This window comes from candidate division Zixibacteria bacterium HGW-Zixibacteria-1 (assembly GCA_002838945.1).
In the GTDB taxonomy this organism is placed as follows: domain Bacteria; phylum Zixibacteria; class MSB-5A5; order GN15; family PGXB01; genus PGXB01.
On record PGXB01000041.1, the window covers coordinates 1 to 20,839 of the forward strand.

General features: G+C 48.2%; 14 protein-coding genes, 2 tRNA genes and 3 rRNA genes. 2 read left to right on the forward strand and 17 right to left on the reverse strand.

The features are described 5' to 3' along the window. Window positions 1–71: 71 nt before the first annotated feature. The gene (locus tag CVT49_13345) at window positions 72–1,844 is read left to right on the forward strand and encodes a hypothetical protein (protein ID PKK82482.1); all 1,773 of its coding nucleotides are present in this window, start codon (window positions 72–74) and stop codon (window positions 1,842–1,844) included. Between the two features lie 100 nt (window positions 1,845–1,944). Here CVT49_13345 and rrf read toward each other — a convergent pair. The 15 genes from rrf to CVT49_13420 all read right to left on the reverse strand — a co-directional run bounded on the left by rrf (window position 1,945) and on the right by CVT49_13420 (window position 17,066). Beyond that, window positions 1,945–2,061 (reverse strand): 5S ribosomal RNA (gene rrf / locus CVT49_13350). 102 nt (window positions 2,062–2,163) lie between these two features. Next, window positions 2,164–5,183, reverse strand: a 23S ribosomal RNA gene (locus tag CVT49_13355). Window positions 5,184–5,317: 134 nt separating this feature from the next. Beyond that, window positions 5,318–5,390, reverse strand: a tRNA-Ala gene (locus CVT49_13360). A gap of 9 nt (window positions 5,391–5,399) precedes the next feature. After that, a tRNA-Ile gene (locus CVT49_13365) sits at window positions 5,400–5,473 on the reverse strand. 134 nt (window positions 5,474–5,607) lie between these two features. Next, a 16S ribosomal RNA gene (locus CVT49_13370) occupies window positions 5,608–7,162 on the reverse strand. Together the 16S, 23S and 5S rRNA genes with 2 tRNA genes alongside form the textbook arrangement of a ribosomal RNA operon. A gap of 273 nt (window positions 7,163–7,435) precedes the next feature. Further along, window positions 7,436–7,657 carry a hypothetical protein gene (locus CVT49_13375; GenBank protein PKK82483.1) on the reverse strand — a complete coding sequence of 74 codons (222 nt, stop codon included), beginning with the start codon at window positions 7,655–7,657 and terminating at the stop codon, window positions 7,436–7,438. 12 nt (window positions 7,658–7,669) lie between these two features. Then, entirely contained in the window at window positions 7,670–8,476 is an 807-nt protein-coding gene (gene arsM, locus CVT49_13380) for an arsenite S-adenosylmethyltransferase (protein PKK82484.1), read from the reverse strand. 242 nt (window positions 8,477–8,718) lie between these two features. Next, window positions 8,719–9,405, reverse strand: coding sequence for a phosphate transport system regulatory protein PhoU (phoU, locus tag CVT49_13385; GenBank protein PKK82485.1), 687 nt, complete (start codon window positions 9,403–9,405; stop codon window positions 8,719–8,721). A gap of 18 nt (window positions 9,406–9,423) precedes the next feature. Then, window positions 9,424–10,263: a phosphate ABC transporter ATP-binding protein gene (gene pstB / locus CVT49_13390; protein PKK82486.1), complete on the reverse strand. Its 840-nt coding sequence runs from the start codon at window positions 10,261–10,263 to the stop codon at window positions 9,424–9,426. Beyond that, complete coding sequence (gene pstA, locus CVT49_13395; protein PKK82487.1) at window positions 10,256–11,218, reverse strand: phosphate ABC transporter, permease protein PstA; 963 nt, start codon at window positions 11,216–11,218, stop codon at window positions 10,256–10,258. Before pstA ends, pstB begins: the two co-directional genes overlap by 8 nt. Continuing rightward, entirely contained in the window at window positions 11,215–12,174 is a 960-nt protein-coding gene (pstC, locus tag CVT49_13400) for a phosphate ABC transporter permease subunit PstC (protein PKK82488.1), read from the reverse strand. The genes pstA and pstC overlap by 4 nt, the downstream gene beginning before the upstream one ends. Window positions 12,175–12,255: 81 nt before the next feature. Continuing rightward, on the reverse strand, window positions 12,256–13,113 hold the full coding sequence (locus CVT49_13405) for a phosphate-binding protein (protein ID PKK82489.1): 858 nt from the start codon (window positions 13,111–13,113) through the stop codon (window positions 12,256–12,258). Between the two features lie 22 nt (window positions 13,114–13,135). Continuing rightward, window positions 13,136–14,293, reverse strand: coding sequence for a hypothetical protein (locus CVT49_13410; GenBank protein PKK82490.1), 1,158 nt, complete (start codon window positions 14,291–14,293; stop codon window positions 13,136–13,138). Between the two features lie 299 nt (window positions 14,294–14,592). After that, window positions 14,593–16,380 (reverse strand): PAS domain-containing sensor histidine kinase, encoded by a 1,788-nt coding sequence (locus CVT49_13415; GenBank protein ID PKK82491.1) that lies wholly within the window; start codon window positions 16,378–16,380, stop codon window positions 14,593–14,595. Continuing rightward, window positions 16,377–17,066 (reverse strand): DNA-binding response regulator, encoded by a 690-nt coding sequence (locus CVT49_13420; protein ID PKK82492.1) that lies wholly within the window; start codon window positions 17,064–17,066, stop codon window positions 16,377–16,379. Before CVT49_13420 ends, CVT49_13415 begins: the two co-directional genes overlap by 4 nt. Window positions 17,067–17,373: 307 nt before the next feature. Here CVT49_13420 and CVT49_13425 point away from each other — a divergent pair, with 307 nt between their 5' ends. Beyond that, window positions 17,374–18,216 (forward strand): hypothetical protein, encoded by an 843-nt coding sequence (locus CVT49_13425; GenBank protein ID PKK82493.1) that lies wholly within the window; start codon window positions 17,374–17,376, stop codon window positions 18,214–18,216. Window positions 18,217–18,315: 99 nt separating this feature from the next. Here CVT49_13425 and CVT49_13430 read toward each other — a convergent pair whose 3' ends face one another. Both CVT49_13430 and CVT49_13435 read right to left on the reverse strand, forming a co-directional pair. Continuing rightward, complete coding sequence (locus CVT49_13430; protein ID PKK82494.1) at window positions 18,316–19,926, reverse strand: 4Fe-4S ferredoxin; 1,611 nt, start codon at window positions 19,924–19,926, stop codon at window positions 18,316–18,318. Then, a complete protein-coding gene (locus CVT49_13435) occupies window positions 19,916–20,836 on the reverse strand; it encodes a nitrate reductase (protein PKK82495.1) in 921 nt (306 codons plus the stop codon). The genes CVT49_13430 and CVT49_13435 overlap by 11 nt, the downstream gene beginning before the upstream one ends. Between the last annotated feature and the right edge of the window lie 3 nt (window positions 20,837–20,839).

The window sequence follows — 20,839 nt, forward strand, 5'->3', positions numbered from 1 at the left end:
CAACATCTGAACACCTCCTGTCCTTCGGGACTCAGGATGAGAAAGAATCATAATAATAGTATCCTTTCTCCGTGTCCACTAAATCGGGGGAACTTCACCTCCCACCGCAAACTATTAGAGGTGATTATTATATTTTTAAACTGGAGACGCAGACAAATATTGATAGTCTGATCGATGTACTAAATCAGGATAGCACAATCAGATTGGCGCAACCAGTTTTTATTAATGAAGCAGGTGGTGAGGAAGCCTTTACCGACAGGATTGTAATAAAAAAGGCACCGTGGTTGACGCAGGAGATCTATGACTCATTGCTGGGTTACTATAATCTATTAGATGTCGGCGGAAGTCGGAACAGGTCCGATGTTCGTTATGTTGCAGTTACTCCGGATGCTCAGGCAACCGTTCTGGAGACTGCAAATCGTCTTTATGGGGAAGACGATATTTTATTCAGCCATCCTATTTTTTACGGCAGGGAATATATCAAATTCGAACATCCTTCCGACCCGCTTTATCAATATCAGTGGTATGCGTATAATCCATATGTATTTGAGGATGAGTGGGGTGAAGAGTTCCCTGGAAAAGACATAGAGGCATATAAGGCCTGGGATATTACAAAGGGAAATCCGGAAATTACCATTGCCGTTCTTGACGATGGCATCACAAATCATCCTGACTTTCCAATAGACGGTTTGATAGATACGTTAGATTTGGCCGGTGCCAACAGAGATATTCCCTCCATTGATTCCAATTGTAATTATGGTACTTGCGATTCATGCGGACATGGTTTTGCCGTATCGGGAATAATAATTTCAGATCATAACCAGTTTGGTATAGCCGGTATAGTTCCCGGATGCAAATTAATATTTATTAAAATCGTGGATGATGCAAATCGTTTTCTGAAAGAGGATGACTTGGCTGATGCATTACTCGAGGCAGGGAGAATGGGCGCGAATATTATCAGCAATAGCTGGGGAAATCCATTTGCGACATATACGGATAATATTGGAGATGCATTAAATCGACTGACTAATCCAAACATTGAGGGATTAAGTTGCGCCATTTTCTTTGCGGCTGGCAATGAAGGATTTAATCGTGTTGCCTGGCCTGCCCGCGCACCTCAAGTACTGGCCGTCGGCGCCACTGATAGTATTGATATCCGATGGGAGTATAGCGAGTTTGACTCGACCATCGATGTAATGGCACCTTCCGGTAATGTGAGACACCCTGCAGAAGGATGGCCGAACGCATATCTTGCAGGTTCAATTATGACGACGGACAGGCCTGGGGACTCAGGATATACTCCATTTCTTTATCAAACACCATATTTGCCATTTTGCTACTCGTGCGGAGGCGAAGATTTAATTTTTGCAGATTCCATCGGTTATGATTACACCTGCAATTTTGGCGGGACTTCGGCGGCCTGCCCGCAGGTGGCCGGCATTGCGGCAATGGTAATGTCAAGAAGGCCGGATTTGGCGGACTCAAACTACCTGATCTACGATATCATAAAATATTCGGCAGAGGACCAGGTTGGCCCCTCTTATGGAATAGAGGCCGATTTGCCGGGTTTTGATCAATACTATGGCTGGGGGAGGGTGAATGCATTGCGGGCGTTACTGGCTGTCTGCCGCGGCGATGCCAATAATAGCGGACAGATCGACATGCTTGATGTGACATTTATCATCAATTACTTCTACAAAGGCGGCCCGGCACCGGAGCCGGACATAAGGCTAATAGATGCCACCTGTGATGGCGCTCTTAATATTTTGGATGTCTTATATATAATATATTATCTTTACGACAATGGCCCGGCCCCGCAGATTTGCTTTGAATACGGGGATTGAAGATATCTGAAACAGCTTTTTCGAATGTTCTTATTTTTCGACTAATGATATTTAAGCAACAAAAAAGCCCCGCTTCGAAAAGCGGGGCTTTGTATTTTAAATCCGGCGGCGTTCTACTCTCCCACTCCCTCTCAGGAGCAGTACCATCGACGATGAAGGGCTTAACTGCTGTGTTCGGAATGGGAACAGGTGTGACCCCTCCTCCATAGCCACCGAAAATTTGGTATCGATTTTCAGCGACATATTAACACGTTTGGGTTGTGGACATCTCTCAATAGATTGCACAATGGGACCTTTGATTAATTCATGGTCGAAAATTTTATTCGATCAAGCCTCACGGCTTATTAGTATCACTCGACTCAACACCTTACGGTGCTTACATCTGTGACCTATCAACCTGGTGTTCTTCCAGGAGCCTTCAGATCGCTTACGCGATGGGATACCTAATCTTGGGGTGGGCTTGGCGCTTATATGCTTTCAGCGCTTATCCCTTCCCGACGCAGCTACCCTGCTATGCCACTGGCGTGACAACAGGTGCACCGGCGGTCGGTCCAACCTGGTCCTCTCGTACTAAGGTCAGCTCCCCTCAAGTATCCTACGCCCGTATCAGATAGGGACCGAACTGTCTCACGACGTTCTAAACCCAGCTCACGTACCGCTTTAATTGGCGAACAGCCAAACCCTTGGGACCTTCTCCAGCCCCAGGATGCGATGAGCCGACATCGAGGTGCCAAACCTCCTCGTCGATATGGACTCTCGGAGGAGATAAGCCTGTTATCCCCGGAGTACCTTTTATCCGTTGAGCGATGGCGCTTCCATTCGCAACCACCGGGTCACTAAGACCTGCTTTCGCATCTGCTCGACTTGTAGGTCTCGCAGTTAAGCTCCCTTATATCTTTGCACTCTACAGCCGATTACCACGCGGCTTGAGGGAACCTTTGCACGCCTCCGTTACAGTTTGGGAGGCAACCGCCCCAGTTAAACTACCCGCCTGGCACTGTTCTTTGACCTGATTCAAGGTCTTAAGTTAGATATCCAGTAGAACAAGGGTGGTATTTCAACGGTGGCTCCACCGACTCTAGCGAGCCAGCTTCATAGCCTCCCACCTATCCTACACGTGCTATACCAAATATCAATGCCAAGTTATAGTAAAGGTTCACGGGGTCTTTCCGTCCCGATACGGGTAAGCGGCATCTTCACCGCTGCTACAGTTTCACCGAGTCCCACGTTGAGACAGTGCGCCAATTGTTATACCATTCGTGCAGGTCGGAACTTACCCGACAAGGAATTTCGCTACCTTAGGACCGTTATAGTTACGGCCGCCGTTTACTGGGGCTTCGATTCAAAGCTTCTCCCGCGAACGGAATGACCTCTCCTCTTAACCTTCCAGCACCGGGCAGGTATCAGTCCCTATACGTCGTCTTATGAGACTTTGCAGAGACATGTGTTTTTAGTAAACAGTCATCAGCGCCTCTTCTCTGTGGCCGCGTTCAGCTCGCTCAGCGAGTGAGTTCACATACTAGCGGCACCCCTTCTCCCGAAGTTACGGGGTAATTTTGCCTAGTTCCTTAACGTGGGTTAGCTCGCGCACCTTAGGATATTCTCCTCACCTACCTGTGGCGGTTTGCGGTACGGTCGACAGAGAAACTTCCATAGAGGTTTTTCTTGGCAGTCTGATTAAGGTCAGTTTATAGGCCGAAGCCATCCCCATCACCTCTCGGTGTTAGAAGCGTGGATTTACCTGCGCTTCCCACCTACAGGCTTAGATCTCGTAAACCATCACGAGACTGACCGTCACTCCTGCGTCACCCCATAGGTATAACGCGTCTCCGCCGGTACAGGAATATTTAACCTGTTTTCCATCGCCTACGCCTTTCGACCTCGGCTTAGGAACCGACTAACCCTGGGCGGACGACCCTTCCCCAGGAAACCTTAGGTTTTCGGTGGGCGGGATTCTCACCCGCCTTATCGCTACTCGTTCCGACATAATCTCTTCTGTGCCGTCCAGCCGGTCTCACGACCAACCTTCAGCCAGCACAGAATGCTCCTCTACCACTTCGACCGAAGTCGAAGTCCGCAGCTTCGGTGCCATGCATAGTCCCGTACATTTTCGGCGCAAGAGCACTAGACTAGTGAGCTATTACGCTTTCTTTAAATGATGGCTGCTTCTAAGCCAACATCCTAGCTGTTTTAGTGATCTCACTTCCTTTTACACTTAGCATGACTTGGGGACCTTAGCTGGCGGTCTGGGTTGTTTCCCTCTCGGCAATGAAGCTTATCCCCCACTGCCTGACTCCCAGGGAACATGTGATGGCATTCGGAGTTTGATTGGGGTTGGTAACCTTGTGGGGCCCCTAACCCATTCAGTGCTCTACCTCCATCACACTATAGCCTGAGGCTAGCCCTAAAGCTATTTCGAGGAGAACCAGCTATTTCCAGGTTTGATTGGCCTTTCACCCCTATGCACAGCTCATCACCCAACTCTTCAACGTTGGTGTGTTCGGACCTCCATCTCGTTTTACCGAGAGTTCATCCTGGCCATGCATAGATCACCTGGTTTCGGGTCTACTCCCTGCCACTAATCGCCCTATTCAGACTCGCTTTCGCTACGGATTCACCAGTGTTTGGCTTATCCTCGCGACAGAGAAGTAAGTCGTCGGATCATTATTCAATAGGCACGCCGTCAGTCCGGTTTCTCCGAAGAAAAACCATTCCTCCGACAGCTTGTAGGCATACGGTTTCAGGTTCTTTTAACTCCCCTCCCGGGGTTCTTTTCACCTTTCCCTCACGGTACTAGTTCACTATCGGTCACGAGTTAGTATTTAGCCTTACCTGATGGTCCAGGCGGATTCACACCGGACTCCACTTAACCGGTGATACTTGGGAGATCAAACTAGGAAGCTGTCAGCCTTTCGCTTACGGGGCTGTCACCCTGTATCGCTAAACGTTCCAGATTATTCAGCTAGACAGACAGTTTGTAACTTCCCGGCCCAACTGCATTCGAGCCACATTCAATTCCCACAACACCGACAGCGCAACGCATGCAGGCTTTAGCGCGCCAATCGGTTTGGGCTGTTCCCCTTTCGCTCACCGCTACTCAGGGAATCGTTATTACTTTCTATTCCTGAAGGTACTAAGATGTTTCAGTTCCCTTCGTTCGCTTCGACCGCCTATGTATTCAGCGGCCGATATCCCAGTATGACCCGGGATGGGTTGCCCCATTCGGAGATCTCCGTCTTACAGGCTGTTTGCGCCTAGACGAAGCTTATCGCAGCTTACCACGTCCTTCATCGCCTACTCGTGCCAAGGCATCCACCATATGCCCTTAGTAACTTGATCGAAAACATTTTCGTAAATTATCCAAAGGTACACTGTGCAACCTATTGCAAGATGCCCACTTGGCTAATCTTAAGATGATTAAGATTAGCACAAACGTATTAATATGAAGTTGTCAAAGAACAGTTTCTATATACTGGAGATGACCGGGATCGAACCGGTGACCTGTGGCTTGCAAAGCCACCGCTCTCCCAACTGAGCTACATCCCCGTTCTAATCTGGGCCTAAGTGGAGTTGAACCACTGACCTCGCGCTTATCAGGCGCGCGCTCTAACCAACTGAGCTATAGGCCCAAAAGCTTGAACCCCTACTGAAGCCCAAAAAACTTTATAACAATAGCAAGCCAGAGCAGAAAGACAAATCTGCAATAGTGGTCGACGTGATCGTGCCGACCCATGAACCAAGTTCATAGCCGACACCATCTCCTTAGAAAGGAGGTGATCCAGCCGCAGCTTCCGCTACGGCTACCTTGTTACGACTTAGCCCCAGTCATCAGTTTCACCTTAGGCGCCGCCTTCCTTGCGGTTAGGCAAACGACTTCGGGTGCTCCCAACTTCCGTGGCTTGACGGGCGGTGTGTACAAGGCCCGGGAACGTATTCACCGCATCGTGCTGATATGCGATTACTAGCGATTCCGACTTCATGGAGTCGAGTTGCAGACTCCAATCTGAACTGAGACCGGTTTTAGGGATTAGCTCCACCTCGCGGCATTGCAGCCCTCTGTACCGGCCATTGTAGTACGTGTGTAGCCCTGGGCGTAAGGGCCATGATGACTTGACATCATCCCCACCTTCCTCCAGCTTATCACTGGCAGTCCCCCTAGAGTTCCCAGCATTACCTGATGGCAACTAAGGGTAGGGGTTGCGCTCGTTGCGGGACTTAACCCAACACCTCACGGCACGAGCTGACGACAGCCATGCAGCACCTGTTCACCGACCCCCGAAGGGGAGACGTCCTTTCAGACGTTGTCCGGTGTATGTCAAACCCAGGTAAGGTTCTTCGCGTTGCCTCGAATTGAACCACATACTCCACCGCTTGTGCGGGCCCCCGTCAATTCTTTTGAGTTTCAGCCTTGCGACCGTACTCCCCAGGCGGGGCACTTAATGCGTTAGCTTCGGCACTGAGGGAGTCGACACCCCCAACACCTAGTGCCCATCGTTTACGGCTAGGACTACCAGGGTATCTAATCCTGTTTGCTCCCCTAGCTTTCGCGCCTCAGCGTCAGTATCGGACCAGAGAGCCGCCTTCGCCACCGGTGTTCTTCCAGATATCTACGCATGTCACCGCTACACCTGGAATTCCACTCTCCTCTTCCGTACTCAAGATTAACAGTTTCAAATGCAGGCCGGAGGTTGAGCCGCCGGTTTTCACATTTGACTTGAAAATCCGCCTACACGCCCTTTACGCCCAGTGAATCCGAACAACGCTCGTTCCCCCCGTATTACCGCGGCTGCTGGCACGGAGTTGGCCGGAACTTCCTCTGCGGGTACCGTCAGAGCTGAGGCAGTTACTCCTCAGCCGTTTCTTCCCCACTGACAGGATTTTACACTCCAAGGAGCTTCATCATCCACGCGGCGTTGCTGCGTCAGACTTTCGTCCATTGCGCAATATTCCCTACTGCTGCCTCCCGTAGGAGTCTGGGCCGTATCTCAGTCCCAGTGTGGCCGATCACCCTCTCAGGCCGGCTAACCATCGCAGCCTTGGTAGGCCGTTACCCTACCAACAAGCTAATGGTGCGCGGGCTCATCTATGAGCGAAAGGTTGCCCCTTCTTTGATCTTTGAAAGATGCCATCCAAAGATATCATTCGGTATTAGACCCCCTTTCGGAGGCTTATCCCAAACTCAAAGGCAGATTACCCACGTGTTACTCACCCGTTCGCCACTTTACTTGCCCGGCCGAAGCCAGACTTTCTCGTACGACTTGCATGTATTAAGCACGCCGCCAGCGTTCGTTCTGAGCCAGGATCAAACTCTCCGTAAATATTATAAGCTCTTATTAGCGCTTTAATAATTCGAAGATTGTCCTCTCGAACACTTCGTTGTTCTGATTTATTGACGATCTCACAAATGTTTATTTAACATCTTGAGACCCACACTATTGCGGAAAATTTATCTTTTCCGCTCTTGGCTTACTATTAAGTTTTCAAAGAACAAATCGGCAAAAAAATTGCTGGCTATACAAGACAGCATTGTAGTATAACCAATCAATATACGGCTGTCAAGCAAAATCTTCGTGAATATTTAAATTCTTTTGCTATTTCTTTCCGCGTTCTTTTATAACAATTGACTGGCATCTTATGTTCCTTATAATCCATACTCTATACATTTCGCCTTTATCATAATCGGCCCGTGAAAATAATACTTTAATTTTTAATGTCAAGGGATTCTTTTGATCCGGCCCAACTTTTTTTGGCAGCGCCCGGAGAAGTCCATCCGGCTTGACTCTACGCCCCCCGGTCGCCCGGGTTACGTTCACCCCATAATGCGATCAAAGCGGTTTGACGGCCCTGATGACCGCCGAAACAACATAGTCTTCGACATGCATGCCGGGCATCCATTCCCTGATATACTCGCGGCTCTGACATTGCGGCTCGACAGAAACACCGGTAAACCCGACGCTCTCGAGAATATCGACCAAATCATCTATCAACATGGCCCCGGCGACACAGCCGACATAGGCCTCCAGATCGGTCGCAATCTGTTCCGGCAGCGGCGCCACGGCGACGACATCAAAAACCGTCAGTCTCCCCCCGCGTTTGAGAACCCGATAAGCTTCGGCAAAAACTCTCTGTTTGTCCGGTGAAAGATTGATAACACAATTCGACATAATGGCGTCGATAGATTCTCCGGTTATGGGCAAGCGTTCGATTTCTCCATAACGGAACTCGACATTCTCAAACTTGCCGCTGGCGGCATTCTTGCGGGCCAGGGCAACCATTTCCGGCGTGACATCGACACCAATGACCTGGCCGGCAGAACCAACTTTCTGTGAAGCCAGGAAGCAATCGAAACCGCCGCCGCTGCCGAGATCCAGAACGGTTTCACCTTCCTTAAGTTCGGCAATGGCAATCGGGTTGCCGCAGCCAAGACCCAGGTTGGAATTTTCCGGGACGGTTTTCAACTGGCCGTTCGAATAACCCAGTCCTTTTGATAATTCACCGGCCAGGACAGCCATGTCGGCGTCGCCACAACACTTGACATGAGGATTACAGCAAGGTCCGGTTTTACCTTTGGCGACCTTACCATAATGCTCTCTTACTTTATTTTGAATTCCGCGGTGGTCATTCACATTCATATATGAATCCTTCCACTTCAAAACTATTTCTTATTTAAGCATCTGTTTGTTATACGTATGACTGTTCCAAAGGTTAAAAAGTTGAGTGCCATTCGTAAATAAATTAAAGAAATCGTATATGAAAACTACAAAAGGGTGATTGCAAATTTTTATATCCGGAAAATAGAAAGACCGCCAGAATTTCTATAGGCGGTCTTTATTACAAAAGGATTCTTTATATTATCATTTTGACGAAATATCGCCTATTTATCATTATCCTTAATTACCTTGTATTCGTCGAGGCGATGACGATATATCTCTCCCTCGATCATATAAATAACATCTTCGGCAATATTGGTAACATGATCGGCAATGCGCTCCAACTGGCGGGAGGTCGACAAGAACCGTATCAAGCAATCAAGGCTGTCGGGATATTGGGGTATTTTTTCTTCAATAATTTTATACATCTGCCGGTGTAAATCATCAATCTCATCATCGGCCAGGCACACTTCATGGGCCAGATGAGCATCGAGATTTACCAGCGAGTCGATACTTTTCTTAAGCATCGCCTGCACTTTGTGGGTCATTTTATGCAGGTCAAACGGGATCTCGATATTATCGCGGCAGGCAAGATGCATGGTTCCGGTGGCAATATTCGAGGCCAGGTCGCCGATTCGCTCAAGATCATTATTGATTTTAAGAACGGCGATAATGAACCTCAGGTCATTGGCCACCGGCTGATAAAGGGCCAGTAACTTCAGGCACTCTTCTTCGACATCGACCTCCATCTGATCGATTTCATAGTCGCCATCCATCCCCTTGCGCGCCATCACCTGGTCCCTTTCGATAAAGGACTTGACGGCAATATGAACGCTCTCTTCGACTTTGGCGCTGAGGGACAGAATTTTCCGTTTCAATTTTTCGATTTCATTGCGCAAATGTTTGGCCATAATATGGCTCCTTTTATATCAACCAAACCGGCCGGTGATATAATCTTCGGTTTTTTTCTTCTCGGGCTTGGTGAACATCCTGCCGGTCTCATCAAATTCCACCATGACTCCCTCATAGAAGAAGGCGGTATAATCGGAAATACGGGCCGCCTGCTGCATGTTGTGAGTCACAATTATAATAGTATAATTTTTTTTGAGCTCGCCCACAAGATCCTCAATCTTGGCCGTCGAAATCGGATCCAGCGCCGAAGCCGGCTCATCCATGAGGATAACCTCCGGCCTGATGGCCAGGGCCCGGGCGATACACAGCCGCTGCTGCTGGCCGCCCGACAGCATGTAAGCGCTGGTGTCGAGTTTATCTTTGACCTCGTCCCACAGAAAGGCTCGTTGGAGCGAATCCTCGACCACATCGCGTATCAGCCTCTTATCACTTATGCCGTTAACTTTCAAACCATAGGCGACATTCTCATAAATCGACTTGGGGAACGGATTGGACTTCTGGAAAACCATTCCGATTCTGGTCCTGATGGCCGATGCGTCCCTGACATCCTTATAGATATCAATACCTTCCAGTCTGACAATCCCTTCCATTCTGGTTCCCGGGATCGTCTCGTTCATCCGGTTAAGGGTGCGCAAAAATGTCGATTTGCCGCAGCCGGAAGGACCTATCAGAGCGGTCACCATATTTTTTTCGAAATCAAGAGAGACATCGAACAAAACCTGATTACGACCATAGTAAAAATTCAATTTTTCCACGGTCATTATAAATTCAGGCTTGTCTTTCCTGATTTCCGTTTTCTTCCCTTTTACTGCGGGCTTCTCGGTCACAATATTATTCTCAGTAATCTCTTTATGCATTCGCGCGTCTTTTCCTGATTCGGGAGCGTATAAGAATCGCCACCAGATTCAACAAGAATGTCAACAACAGAAGAACCAGGACGGTTCCATATAGAATCGGCTTGGTCTTCTCGACATCGGGCGACTGCGTCGCCATGACATAAGTATGATATCCCAGTTCCATAAACTGGTCGTTTAATTTTGACGGCAGGTAGGGCAGATAATAGGCCGCCCCGGTAAACATGATCGGGGCCACTTCCCCGGCTCCGCGGCCGACAGCCAGAATGGAACCGGTCAGAATTCCGGGCAGAGCCTGGGGGATAATAATGCGCCGGATGGTTTGGAGTTTGGTGGCTCCAAGGGCATAACTGGCTTCTTTCAATTCGCCCGGTATGGTTCTAAGAGCTTCTTCGGTCGAAATTATCACCACCGGAAGGGTCAGCAAAGCCAGTGTCAAGGCGGCCCAAATTATGGCGGGCTGTCCCCAGACCGGCCCCTCGGATCCGAAAAAGACTTTATCGATCCCGCCGCCGACGAATCCTATAAAAAAGCCAAGGCCGAAAAGTCCGAAAACAATCGAAGGAACGCCGGCCAGATTATTGACGGCCACGCGAATCAGTCTTGTGATTTTGGAATCGGGCCGCGTGTATTCATGCAGATAGATGGCCGTAAAAACGCCAACGGGCACGACGGCGATGACCATTATCAGGACAAGAAACACCGTCCCGAAAATAGCCGGAAAAATTCCCCCGGCTTCCATGCCATTTTCAGGCGGGTGAGTCAGAAACTCCAGACTGATGTTCCCCGCACCACCTATAATTATATTGCCCATTATTATGGCCAATATGGCAATTATCAAGAGGGCGGCAAACAGGGTCAATCCTTTGGGAATATATCCGCTGGACTTCGGTTTGAAGTTCAAAGGTTGAGTCGCATCTATCAATACGATTGGCGATATTTGCGGCAGGGTACTCATCTTGTCTTACCCTGTATTCGTTCTTTAACCCTGGTCAAGACCATTTCCCCGCTGAGGTTTATGATAAAAGTGAAGATAAACAGCAACGTGCCTATAAAAAAGAGGACGCTGTAATGGGCGCTTCCGAAGACAACCTCGGCCAGTTCGGCGGCGATAGTGGCGGAAAAAGTCCTGGCCGATTCCAAAAAACTGGCCGAAATAATGGCGGCGTTTCCCGAAGCCATCAGGACGATCATAGTTTCGCCGATGGCGCGCCCGAAACCAAGGACCACACCTGCGGCGATACCGGGAAGTGCGGCCGGAAATACCATGGTCAGCGAAACCTGCCAGGGATTGGCGCCAAGAGCGGTGGCCGCCTCGCGGAGGGATCTCGGAACCGATGTCATGGCATCTTCAGCAACCGTGAAGACAATCGGGATCACCGCCAGCCCCAGGGCGATACCGGCATTGAGCACATTCAGCCGGAAAGTCAATCCGAATACATTTTGCAGAAAAGTGGCCAGCACCAGAAGGGCGAAAAAGCCGAGGACGACCGAAGGTATGGCGGCCAGCATTTCAATTACAGGTTTGATCAGTTCCCTGACTCTTTGCGAGGCAAACTCGGATGAGTATATCGCAGCGCCGACGCCGAGCGGAACGGCAAACAGCATGGCAATCAATGCCGTTTTTATGGTACCCAAAAATAATGGGTACAATGAATATTTTGGCACATCGGAGTTGGGCTGCCAGGAAAATTTTGGGGCACGGCCTTCATAATATTCCTGCTTAAAAGTCATTTTATCGAGGCTGGCCTCTTCCTTAATCTCCTGGTCAGTAAAAATGGGAATTGCTTCCTTAAAAATGAAAACAAATATTAGTAATATAGCTATTAAAGCTGCCATGGCATTGACAGCGATAAATTTCTCCCCCATGAATTCCCGAAGTTTCGATTTTGGTTTAAATTTAAGTTCCTGCATTTTTTCTTTTCATATTATTCGGGGCGGCAGAAATAACCACCCCCAAGTGAGAGAGAAAAGAGAAATTTTAATTTTATATCCTTACTTAACCATATTTTTCTTGGCCAGTTCCCTGGGCAGCGGGATATAATCAATTCCTGCCGCTATTTTCTGGCCGTTCTCGGAGAGGGCCCAGTTAACCAGTTTCTGTATTTGGCCGGCCGGCTTTCCATTAAAGAACCAGTAGAGCTCACGGGAAACGGGGTAGGTTCCATTGGAGATTGTTTCCATTGAAGGCAGAATTGCCTTATCCTTTTCGTCTTTATTAACGGCGGCATATTTGACACCTTTGGCCCAGGCGATACCGCCATAGCCGATACCGTTTATATCTTTGGAAACGGCATTAACAACGGCCGCAGTGCCGGGAAGGGTCTGGGTATAATCGGAATAGTCTTCGCCGTCCAGGACATGCTCCTTAAAGAAGGCATATGTTCCTGAATTATTTTCTCGGCTGTATAGAATGATCCTGGAATCTTTGCCGCCGACCTCTTTCCAGTTTGTGATAGCACCGGTATAGATTCCTTTGAGTTGTGCGAAATTGAGGCTGCCGACCGGATTGCTTTCATGAAGAAATACCGCGATGCCATCAAGGGCAACCGAGACACGATACGGCTTGACGCCGGCCGCTTCAGCCTGCTTGTATTCTTTCTCTTTCATATCGCGAGAAGCCTCGCAAATATCGGTGCTGCCGTTGAGAAGAGCGGCAATACCGGTTCCGGAACCGCCGCCGGATACCTGAATAACGGCACCGGGATTTTCTTTCATATATTCCTCGGCCCAGCGTTGACCAAGCCGAATGAGGGTATCGGAACCCTTAATGGTGACAGTACTGCCGGCCATCAACATATCGAAGGCAGCAAGTATCACCATGGCTGTCATAAGAATAATTGTCTTTTTCATCCAAAATCTCCTGAGGATACTTTTATATACTTATTTGATAGACAACTTGAATTTTTTGATCCTTGCCGAAATTCTTGCCGACCGATGGGACCTTGCCCATACCGCCGACATTGTCTCCATAATCCGTCGTTTCAAACGTCAACATGACCAGGTTCCCATTATAGAGATCATACGAAACGCCGCCGATGAGCATGTTGTAGGCGGTTTTGTCGGAAGCCAGCTTATTATCGGAATCGGTGTCAAAATGGTCATAACGTCCGAATACCGAGAATTTGTTATCGGTACTCGGAATTTTAACATTGGCGAAAACGGAGTAGCCCTGAGTTTTAAGAGCCTTGCCGGTAGAATCGATCCACTCACCCTTGGCATTGCCTTCGGTCATAAGATACTGCGCGGTCAGTATAAACATCGGGTGTTCATAACTGAGCATACCCAGATGGACAAAATAATCAGGAATTTCAAGAGTATCGGGAAGGTTGCCTTTTCCAAGAATACCGAAATAACTCACCTGCAATCCGGGAGCGACATCGGCCAGCGGACGCACCGTGAGCCGGAGTTCGCCGACTTTATTGTTGTTATTTTCTTTGGCGTGGTATCCGCTTCCATTATAGACACCGACCTGCCAACTTCCGAAACGGCCGTCATAATGGCTGTTACCGGTTTTCCCGGCGGCATCTTCCAGTTTCCCGCCGAAGCCGCCCTGAAGGCTCACACCGAGGTCGGCCGAGTTGAGAACACCGGCCCGTTCGATAAACATGGTGCCCTGACAGCGATAAGGATTTATATGCTCCTCAAAATCAAGCCACGGAATGTGACCCAGCCCCAATTCAGCCTTGATAGCGGTAAAAAATCCGGCATCATTCGGCATTAAAGTGCCATAAAAGTATTTCTGGCGTATTTTGTAATCGCCTTTGTCGTCCTGTGTAAGATCCATGGTCAGACGCATGCCGATCCAGAATTCCATTTTCTTTTCGAGCGTGAAATATCCCCGCGTAAGACTGAACTGATTATATGTGGTGTCTTTATCATTGGCCAAACCGGTTTTGCCGTTGGAGTAGTCAAAATAAGCCAATGAGCTGATTTTGATGCCGTCAAGAGGCGATTTCTTGGTTTCATCAGCATTGGCCCCCACAAAGAAGGCCAGTATAACCACAGTAATGTTGATGATAACTTTTTTCACTTTATTCTTCCCCTGATTTTAATCGCATAATATTTACGAAATTAGGAACTAATCCCGGGCTCCATAATGTCGGTTTTCTTCAGGCCACCTCCCCCTGTCGAGCTTTTGCCAGCGGGATTCAATTTCATGTCATTCCGGTCATGTTTTCTTGTTCATTTCGTAACATTTAACTGTTGAATTGTTAGAGAAATGTTAGGGAACTGCTAAATGATCATTATGATATTACGTTTCATTAAGTTATTGTAAAATCTTAATTTATCAAGAATTTATTAGATTTTATGTAAAATATAGAAATCCGCTTATTTGCCGGAATATTTGGCCGGGAAGCGGATTGTAAAGGTGCTGCCCCGGCCAGGCTCGCTTTCGACATCGACCGTACCGCCGTGGGCCAGTACAATATGTTTCACGATCGCCAGTCCCAGGCCGGTTCCGCCCATTTTACGGCTTCTGGCTTTATCGGCCCGATAAAATCGCTCAAACAGGCGCGGTATATGCGAGCGGCTTATACCGATGCCCTCATCGACTACGCTTAAACATATTTCATCGCCGGCTTGCCTGCACCCCACCGTTATTTCCTTGCCATCTTCACTATATTTTATGGCGTTATCGATAAGATTGACAACGGCATGCTCGAGAAGCGGAGCATTCATCATGGCCCTTATGTCGGCACTGCAGGACTGGTTAATCTTTATATGTTTTTCTTTAGCTTTGATTTCGCATGATTGCACGGCCGCCTCTATAATCGCCTTTACCACCCCTTCTTCCATTTCGATACGATCTTCTTCACTCTCCTGTTCTATGCGGGAAAGGCTTAAAATATCCTCGATAATGGCATTGAGTCGATCAGCCTGGCGGGCAATAATTCTTAAGAATTTTTCGGAATCGGGATCATTTTTCATTGGCCCGTCGAGCAGGGTCTCCACGAAGCCTTTGATTGATGTGATCGGTGTTTTCAGTTCATGGGAAACATTGGCTACAAATTCCCGCCTGACATTTTCAAGGTGCCTGAGTCGGGTCATGTCATTGAGTACGATCAAGGCGCCGATTCTATTCTGAGAAGCATCCAGAAGCGGGGTTCCGTTGGCTCGAAGAAAGCGATCGCCGTCGGCGCTGATTGTAATTTCCTGTTCGATCGGTGCGGTTGAAGCAAGCGTTTCTGCGACCACTCGATGCAGGTCGGAATTGCGGATTGCCTCCTGAATGCTCCGGCCCTCGATATTTTTCCTTTCAGCACCAAACAGCTTTTCGGCGGCATCATTTATATCCAGGACTATTTCTTTGTTATCAACGGCAATGACCCCTTCGGTCATGCTGGCCAGAATAGCTTCCTGTTCATTACGTTGTCTAATAATGGTCCGGATACGTTCGTCGAGCTGACGGGCCATTTGGTTCATGGCTTCGGCCAGGTCGCGAATTTCCTCGGTATCCGGTACCGGCAGTTTGTAATTGAATTCTCCGGACGCAAAGCGCCTCGCTCCTTCGCTCAATTCCACCAGCGGACGGCTCATTTTGCGGGAAATACCAAGACTCAGGACTGCCGCAACAATTGCCACAATAATACCGCTCAGGATAATTCCCAGACTGATACCGGACAACTCACGATCGATAGCAGAAACCGATATCGCTGTCCGAACGGCGCCGATAATGCTGTTATTTTCATAAAGCGGTATGGCGACGTACATCAAATTTTGCTGCAAGGTATTGCTGAAACGGGTTTCAATACCGGTTTTTCCGGCAAGCGCCGCGGCCAATTCAGGACGATTGGCATGATTTTCCATCTTTGCAGGATCGCTTTCGGAATCGCCGACTACTGTACCATCTGATAATATAATTGTAATGCGAGTAGAAGTTTTCCGCCCCAGATCCTTGCACAGGACATCCAGGGAATCCAAATTCTCATTAAGGATATAATTCTGAATCTGATCCCTGATAAGCTGAGCCCTGACCTCGAGGACTTCCCGTGTCTTGTTCATAAAGAAGCCGCTTAGAGAACTGGATGCGTACCACAGAACAATCACTAATGATATAATCAGGATCGCGAGAAATGGAACATACAACTGCCACAGAAGCTTGCGAGTGCTCATCATTCTTCCTTAAATCTGTAGCCGACTCCGCGTACGGTTTCAATCAGCGTTCCGTATTCGCCAAGTTTTTTTCTCAGGCCGACAATCTGGACATCAACCGACCGATCGGTCACGGGATAATCCTCGCCCTTAATTTCATTCACAATCTGATATCTCGTAAATACCCATCCCCGGCGCCTGACAAGAAGATGCAGTATCTGAAATTCGGTATAGGTCAAATCGACTTTCTGCCCATTGGCCTGAACCTCTCTTCGCCCCGGGTGTACTAATAAACCCGAAACATTTAACACAGCCTCCACGGTTTTTGTTTCACTCGATTTACGACGCAAGACCGCCTTGGTTCGGGCCAGTAACACTCTCGGACTGAAAGGCTTGGTGAGATAATCATCCGCCCCCAGTTCCAGTCCCGCAACGATATCGGCCTCTTCCCCTTTGGCAGTCACCATGATAATGGGAATATGGGCGGTTTTTTGATCGCTTTTTAATTGCCGGCAGATTTCGAGGCCGTCGATTCCGGGCAGCATCAAATCCAACAGAATCAGGTCGGGTTGTTTGCCGCTGACGGAACTAAGGGCATCCTCGCCCGAAAACGCACTAATGGGCTGAAAGCCCTCACGGGCAAGATTATATCTTATAAGCTCCTGAATGTCTTCCTCATCTTCCACGATGAGTATCGTTTCTTTTGACATATGCCCCTCCGCGGCAATAACATTAAAATTCGATTAAGCCGCTTTTCATTAATGATATATCCGCCCGAAAGATTAGGTTTTTGTTAAGAGCGTGTTAGAACTTTATGTTAATCAGGTCAGGACTCTAAAATCAAGTCAATTCTTTTGAAATATGCGAAGACGCGGTCAAATTATGGCAAATGAAAATCAAAGTGGATATTCAAATGCGGAACAGTTGATTTTCCTGTCATTTTATCTTATTAATATTAAAGCAGGCTTCTACAAGTAAAGAAATGTTACCGGCCCCCCAATAGGTATTCTGTCGGGTATGAGACAAATGAATCAATTGACCACATCAGTACTTTTTGCGGCAATAATTATCGCAACAACTGTTCATGCCGAGAAGGTCTTTCTTACATCCGGCGAAGTTGCAGGAATCAGTGCCGGCACGCTGGGGCTGTTTGCGGGAGGCCGATTGTTTACTAATGTCGATTCGGCCAGACATTCATTGTACGAAGAGCCATTACCTTTTGAAGTTTCACTGCAGCGTTTCGTGGGGGGAAGATATTATTCCGGCAAAAGCAATTTTCTTGACAGCGATTTCGGTTCGGCGGTGACCCCGGTGGCAGGCGGGATAGCGCTTGTAGCCGTAGATCTCGGATGGCCGGGTGAACAGATGGAAGAGATATCCATGCAGGATTTGTTCTTATACACCAGCGGGATGCTGGCCAATAAAGGGATCAACGACATATTCAAAGGATTGATCGCCCGTCCCCGCCCCTATTACAAGATTGAGCAGGAACAAAATAAATCTTATACAAAAGCCTATTCTTCATTTGACCGGGCGTCATTTTATTCCGGGCATACATCCAGCGCCTTTTTTTCGGTGAGTTTTCTCAATCATCGAATTCGGTCGACATTGCGGCGCGAATTATCGGCCGATACATATAAAAACTGGCGATGGCTGTCACCGACCATTTTATACGGCTGGGCCTCGATGGTGGGATGGTCGCGTTTGCATGCTTATAAGCATTACCTTTCGGATGTAGTCATCGGCGCCCTGGCGGGCTCTCTCATGGCTGAGTTAATGTGGTTTTTTGGAGAAGCAGAAAAGAATCAGACAACCGGCGAGAATTCTCCTCGTATGCTCAAGATCAGCTTTTATTTTTAGCTTCAGCTTAAAAAAAGGACGATATGAGTTTTATCGCAAAGACTCACATCGTCCATTATTGAAAAAATGCTGCAATGTGTCACAGCTTATTTCATATCATCAATGAAAATCCCACTCATGGAATCCTTCACGGACATCGGTCATGGCATTAACGACCAGTTCCACCAGGCCGCCATATAATATTCCGGCTTTTTCCCAGGCATCATAATATGTCAACAGATCCCGAATCTGGCCCTTGCAGTTGGAACATGGGGCGCAGACATATTTATGAACGTCGGGTGAAAGCTCTTCCCTCGTGAAGGCATTCAGGATCTGTGTGAATTTCTTTCGTCCCGGGAGCAGATTCCGCCAGTTGGGGAAATTATTCGATTGCATGATGGCAAAGCCGCTGCCGCCTCCGCAACAGTAATTATTGACGCCATGCGGGGTCATCTCACGGAACTGCGGACAGATTTTTTTGAGGACTCGCCGCTGCGGCTCGACAATACCCATGGAACGAGTCATATTACACGGGTCATGCAGGGTAACCGGGAATTCATTACGCGATGGATCGACCTTTACTTTTCCATTCATGACAATATCTTCGAGGGTCACCATGCAGGATTCGCGATGAATGTTGCTTTCCCCCAGCCAGATGCGATCGGCGATCGGCATGATGGCCTTATGGGCATGGCCACATTCTCCGGCGACGACTTTCTTCACACCCAGTTTTTTTGCGACTTCGGCATGCTTCAGAGTTACTTTGGCAAGTTGAACATCATCATAAAAAAGACCATAGTTGACCGAATCATAACCCACCATATCGCTGGACAGGGTCCAGCTTATTCCCGCCATTTCAAAAATAATGGCGAAGGCTTCGATATTCTCCGGCCATGAGAGAAATTCGCCGGCATTGTGGATCAATAGAATATCGGCTCCTGATTTGTCGAAGGGAATTTTTATGTTAAGACCGGTGCGATCGGTAATATCCTCTTCAATGAACTCAATAACATCCATCAAAGCGGTCGGGGTGATACCGGTCGATGAACCGGTTTTAAGCTGCTTGATGGTTCCTTCGGTATGCAATTCGGCGGGCGAGATATTTAATTCCTGGCTGAATAGTTTTCTGATTTCGCGGGCGATCAAACCATTGTCGACCCCCATCGGACAGGTTTGGGCACAGCGGCGGCATAGATTGCATCGATAGGCCAACTGCGCCAGTCGAGCGATGGTATCCCAGTTCAAATCAATATCGGCCCCGGTGAATTTGGCGGTCAATTTTCCGCCGGGCGAGATATATTTTTTTATGATTCTTCGAAGTATATCGGACCGGAACAAGGGACGATAAATTTCGGCCCGGCCGCTCATTTCGAAAATGGGACAGGCCTCGGAACAGGTGTTGCACTTGACGCAATTGTCAAGAGACAGCATAAATGGTTTCAGGAAGGTCCAGTTGTTTTCCTTTGTAAGAAGTTTGCGGAGACCTTCCAGAAATTTGGCGACCATGGCCTCTTTTTCGGCCTCGGTTTCCGGCTCAGGGACCACGACATTAAGAAATCCGTCGAGGGAAATATTCTTGCCTTTTCTTTTGGCTTCGGTTACTTCCGGAACCGGGGTATCTTCCCAGTCTTCGTATGGGAAAGGAAGTTTCGGCAGATCTTTCAGGTCCAGTCTGTATAACTGATCAGTCTTCTTTCCAATATCTTTGATTCTCGTATCTTTATTGCTCATTGCCTGACTCCTGTACTACTTCGGCCCATGATTTACCGGTTTTGACATGCGCGCCGTTCCAGCCGACCTTTTCATTGAGCAGCTCCATGATATGTTTTTCTATCTTGCTGCCGCGTTCATTGGGTTCGTCATTCCAGCGCACCGAATGATAAAGAAAGTACTTGGCCACGAAGTGCGACATCCTGGTCAGCGGTATGTACATAATAAGCAGGGATACCAGGACGATTTCGACAGTCATTAACAAAGATAAATCGGCAACGGCGGAGAAAGTCACCAGCGAGCCGACATAATTGCGAAGAACGCCGAAAGCGGGATCCGCCCCCCATTGAGCGGTAAGCGTCACACCCACCACGACTATAAATATAATCAAATTAAAATAATCGGCAGGGGCATTGTAATTGCGCTGAGCCTTATTTGAAGCTCTCCAGATTAACAACCCGATGGCTCCGATTCCAGCCATAATCAAGCCGGCATACCCTAAGATAATTGTCAGATAATGGATAACTAATGCAAACGTTCCGGCATCGGCACCAAATGGCACTCCGGCGATCTCGAGAATTCCACCCAGGAGCAGCAAAAGCAGCCATCCTATGACCAGATACAAGCCGAGGTGAAAAGGAAGAGAAGATATCCAGACTTTCTTATTATTATGATAGACTCCCTTAAGAAAGAGAATTTCTTCCATCATTTCCTTGATTTCATTGAAATAATCGGCGTGACGCGGTTTGCTCCACCAGTCGAGTTCTTCAAGATATGAACCGCCATATTCGGCGCGTCCCTTTTCATGCGGGACCGGGTAAAGCTCCCACCGAAAACTTTGCGGCGCCGTCATATATCTCAGGACTTTTGCCGCCATCGCGATGAAAGCAACAATAACCGAGACATAAGTAATAATTTGAGCCCAATACATAGA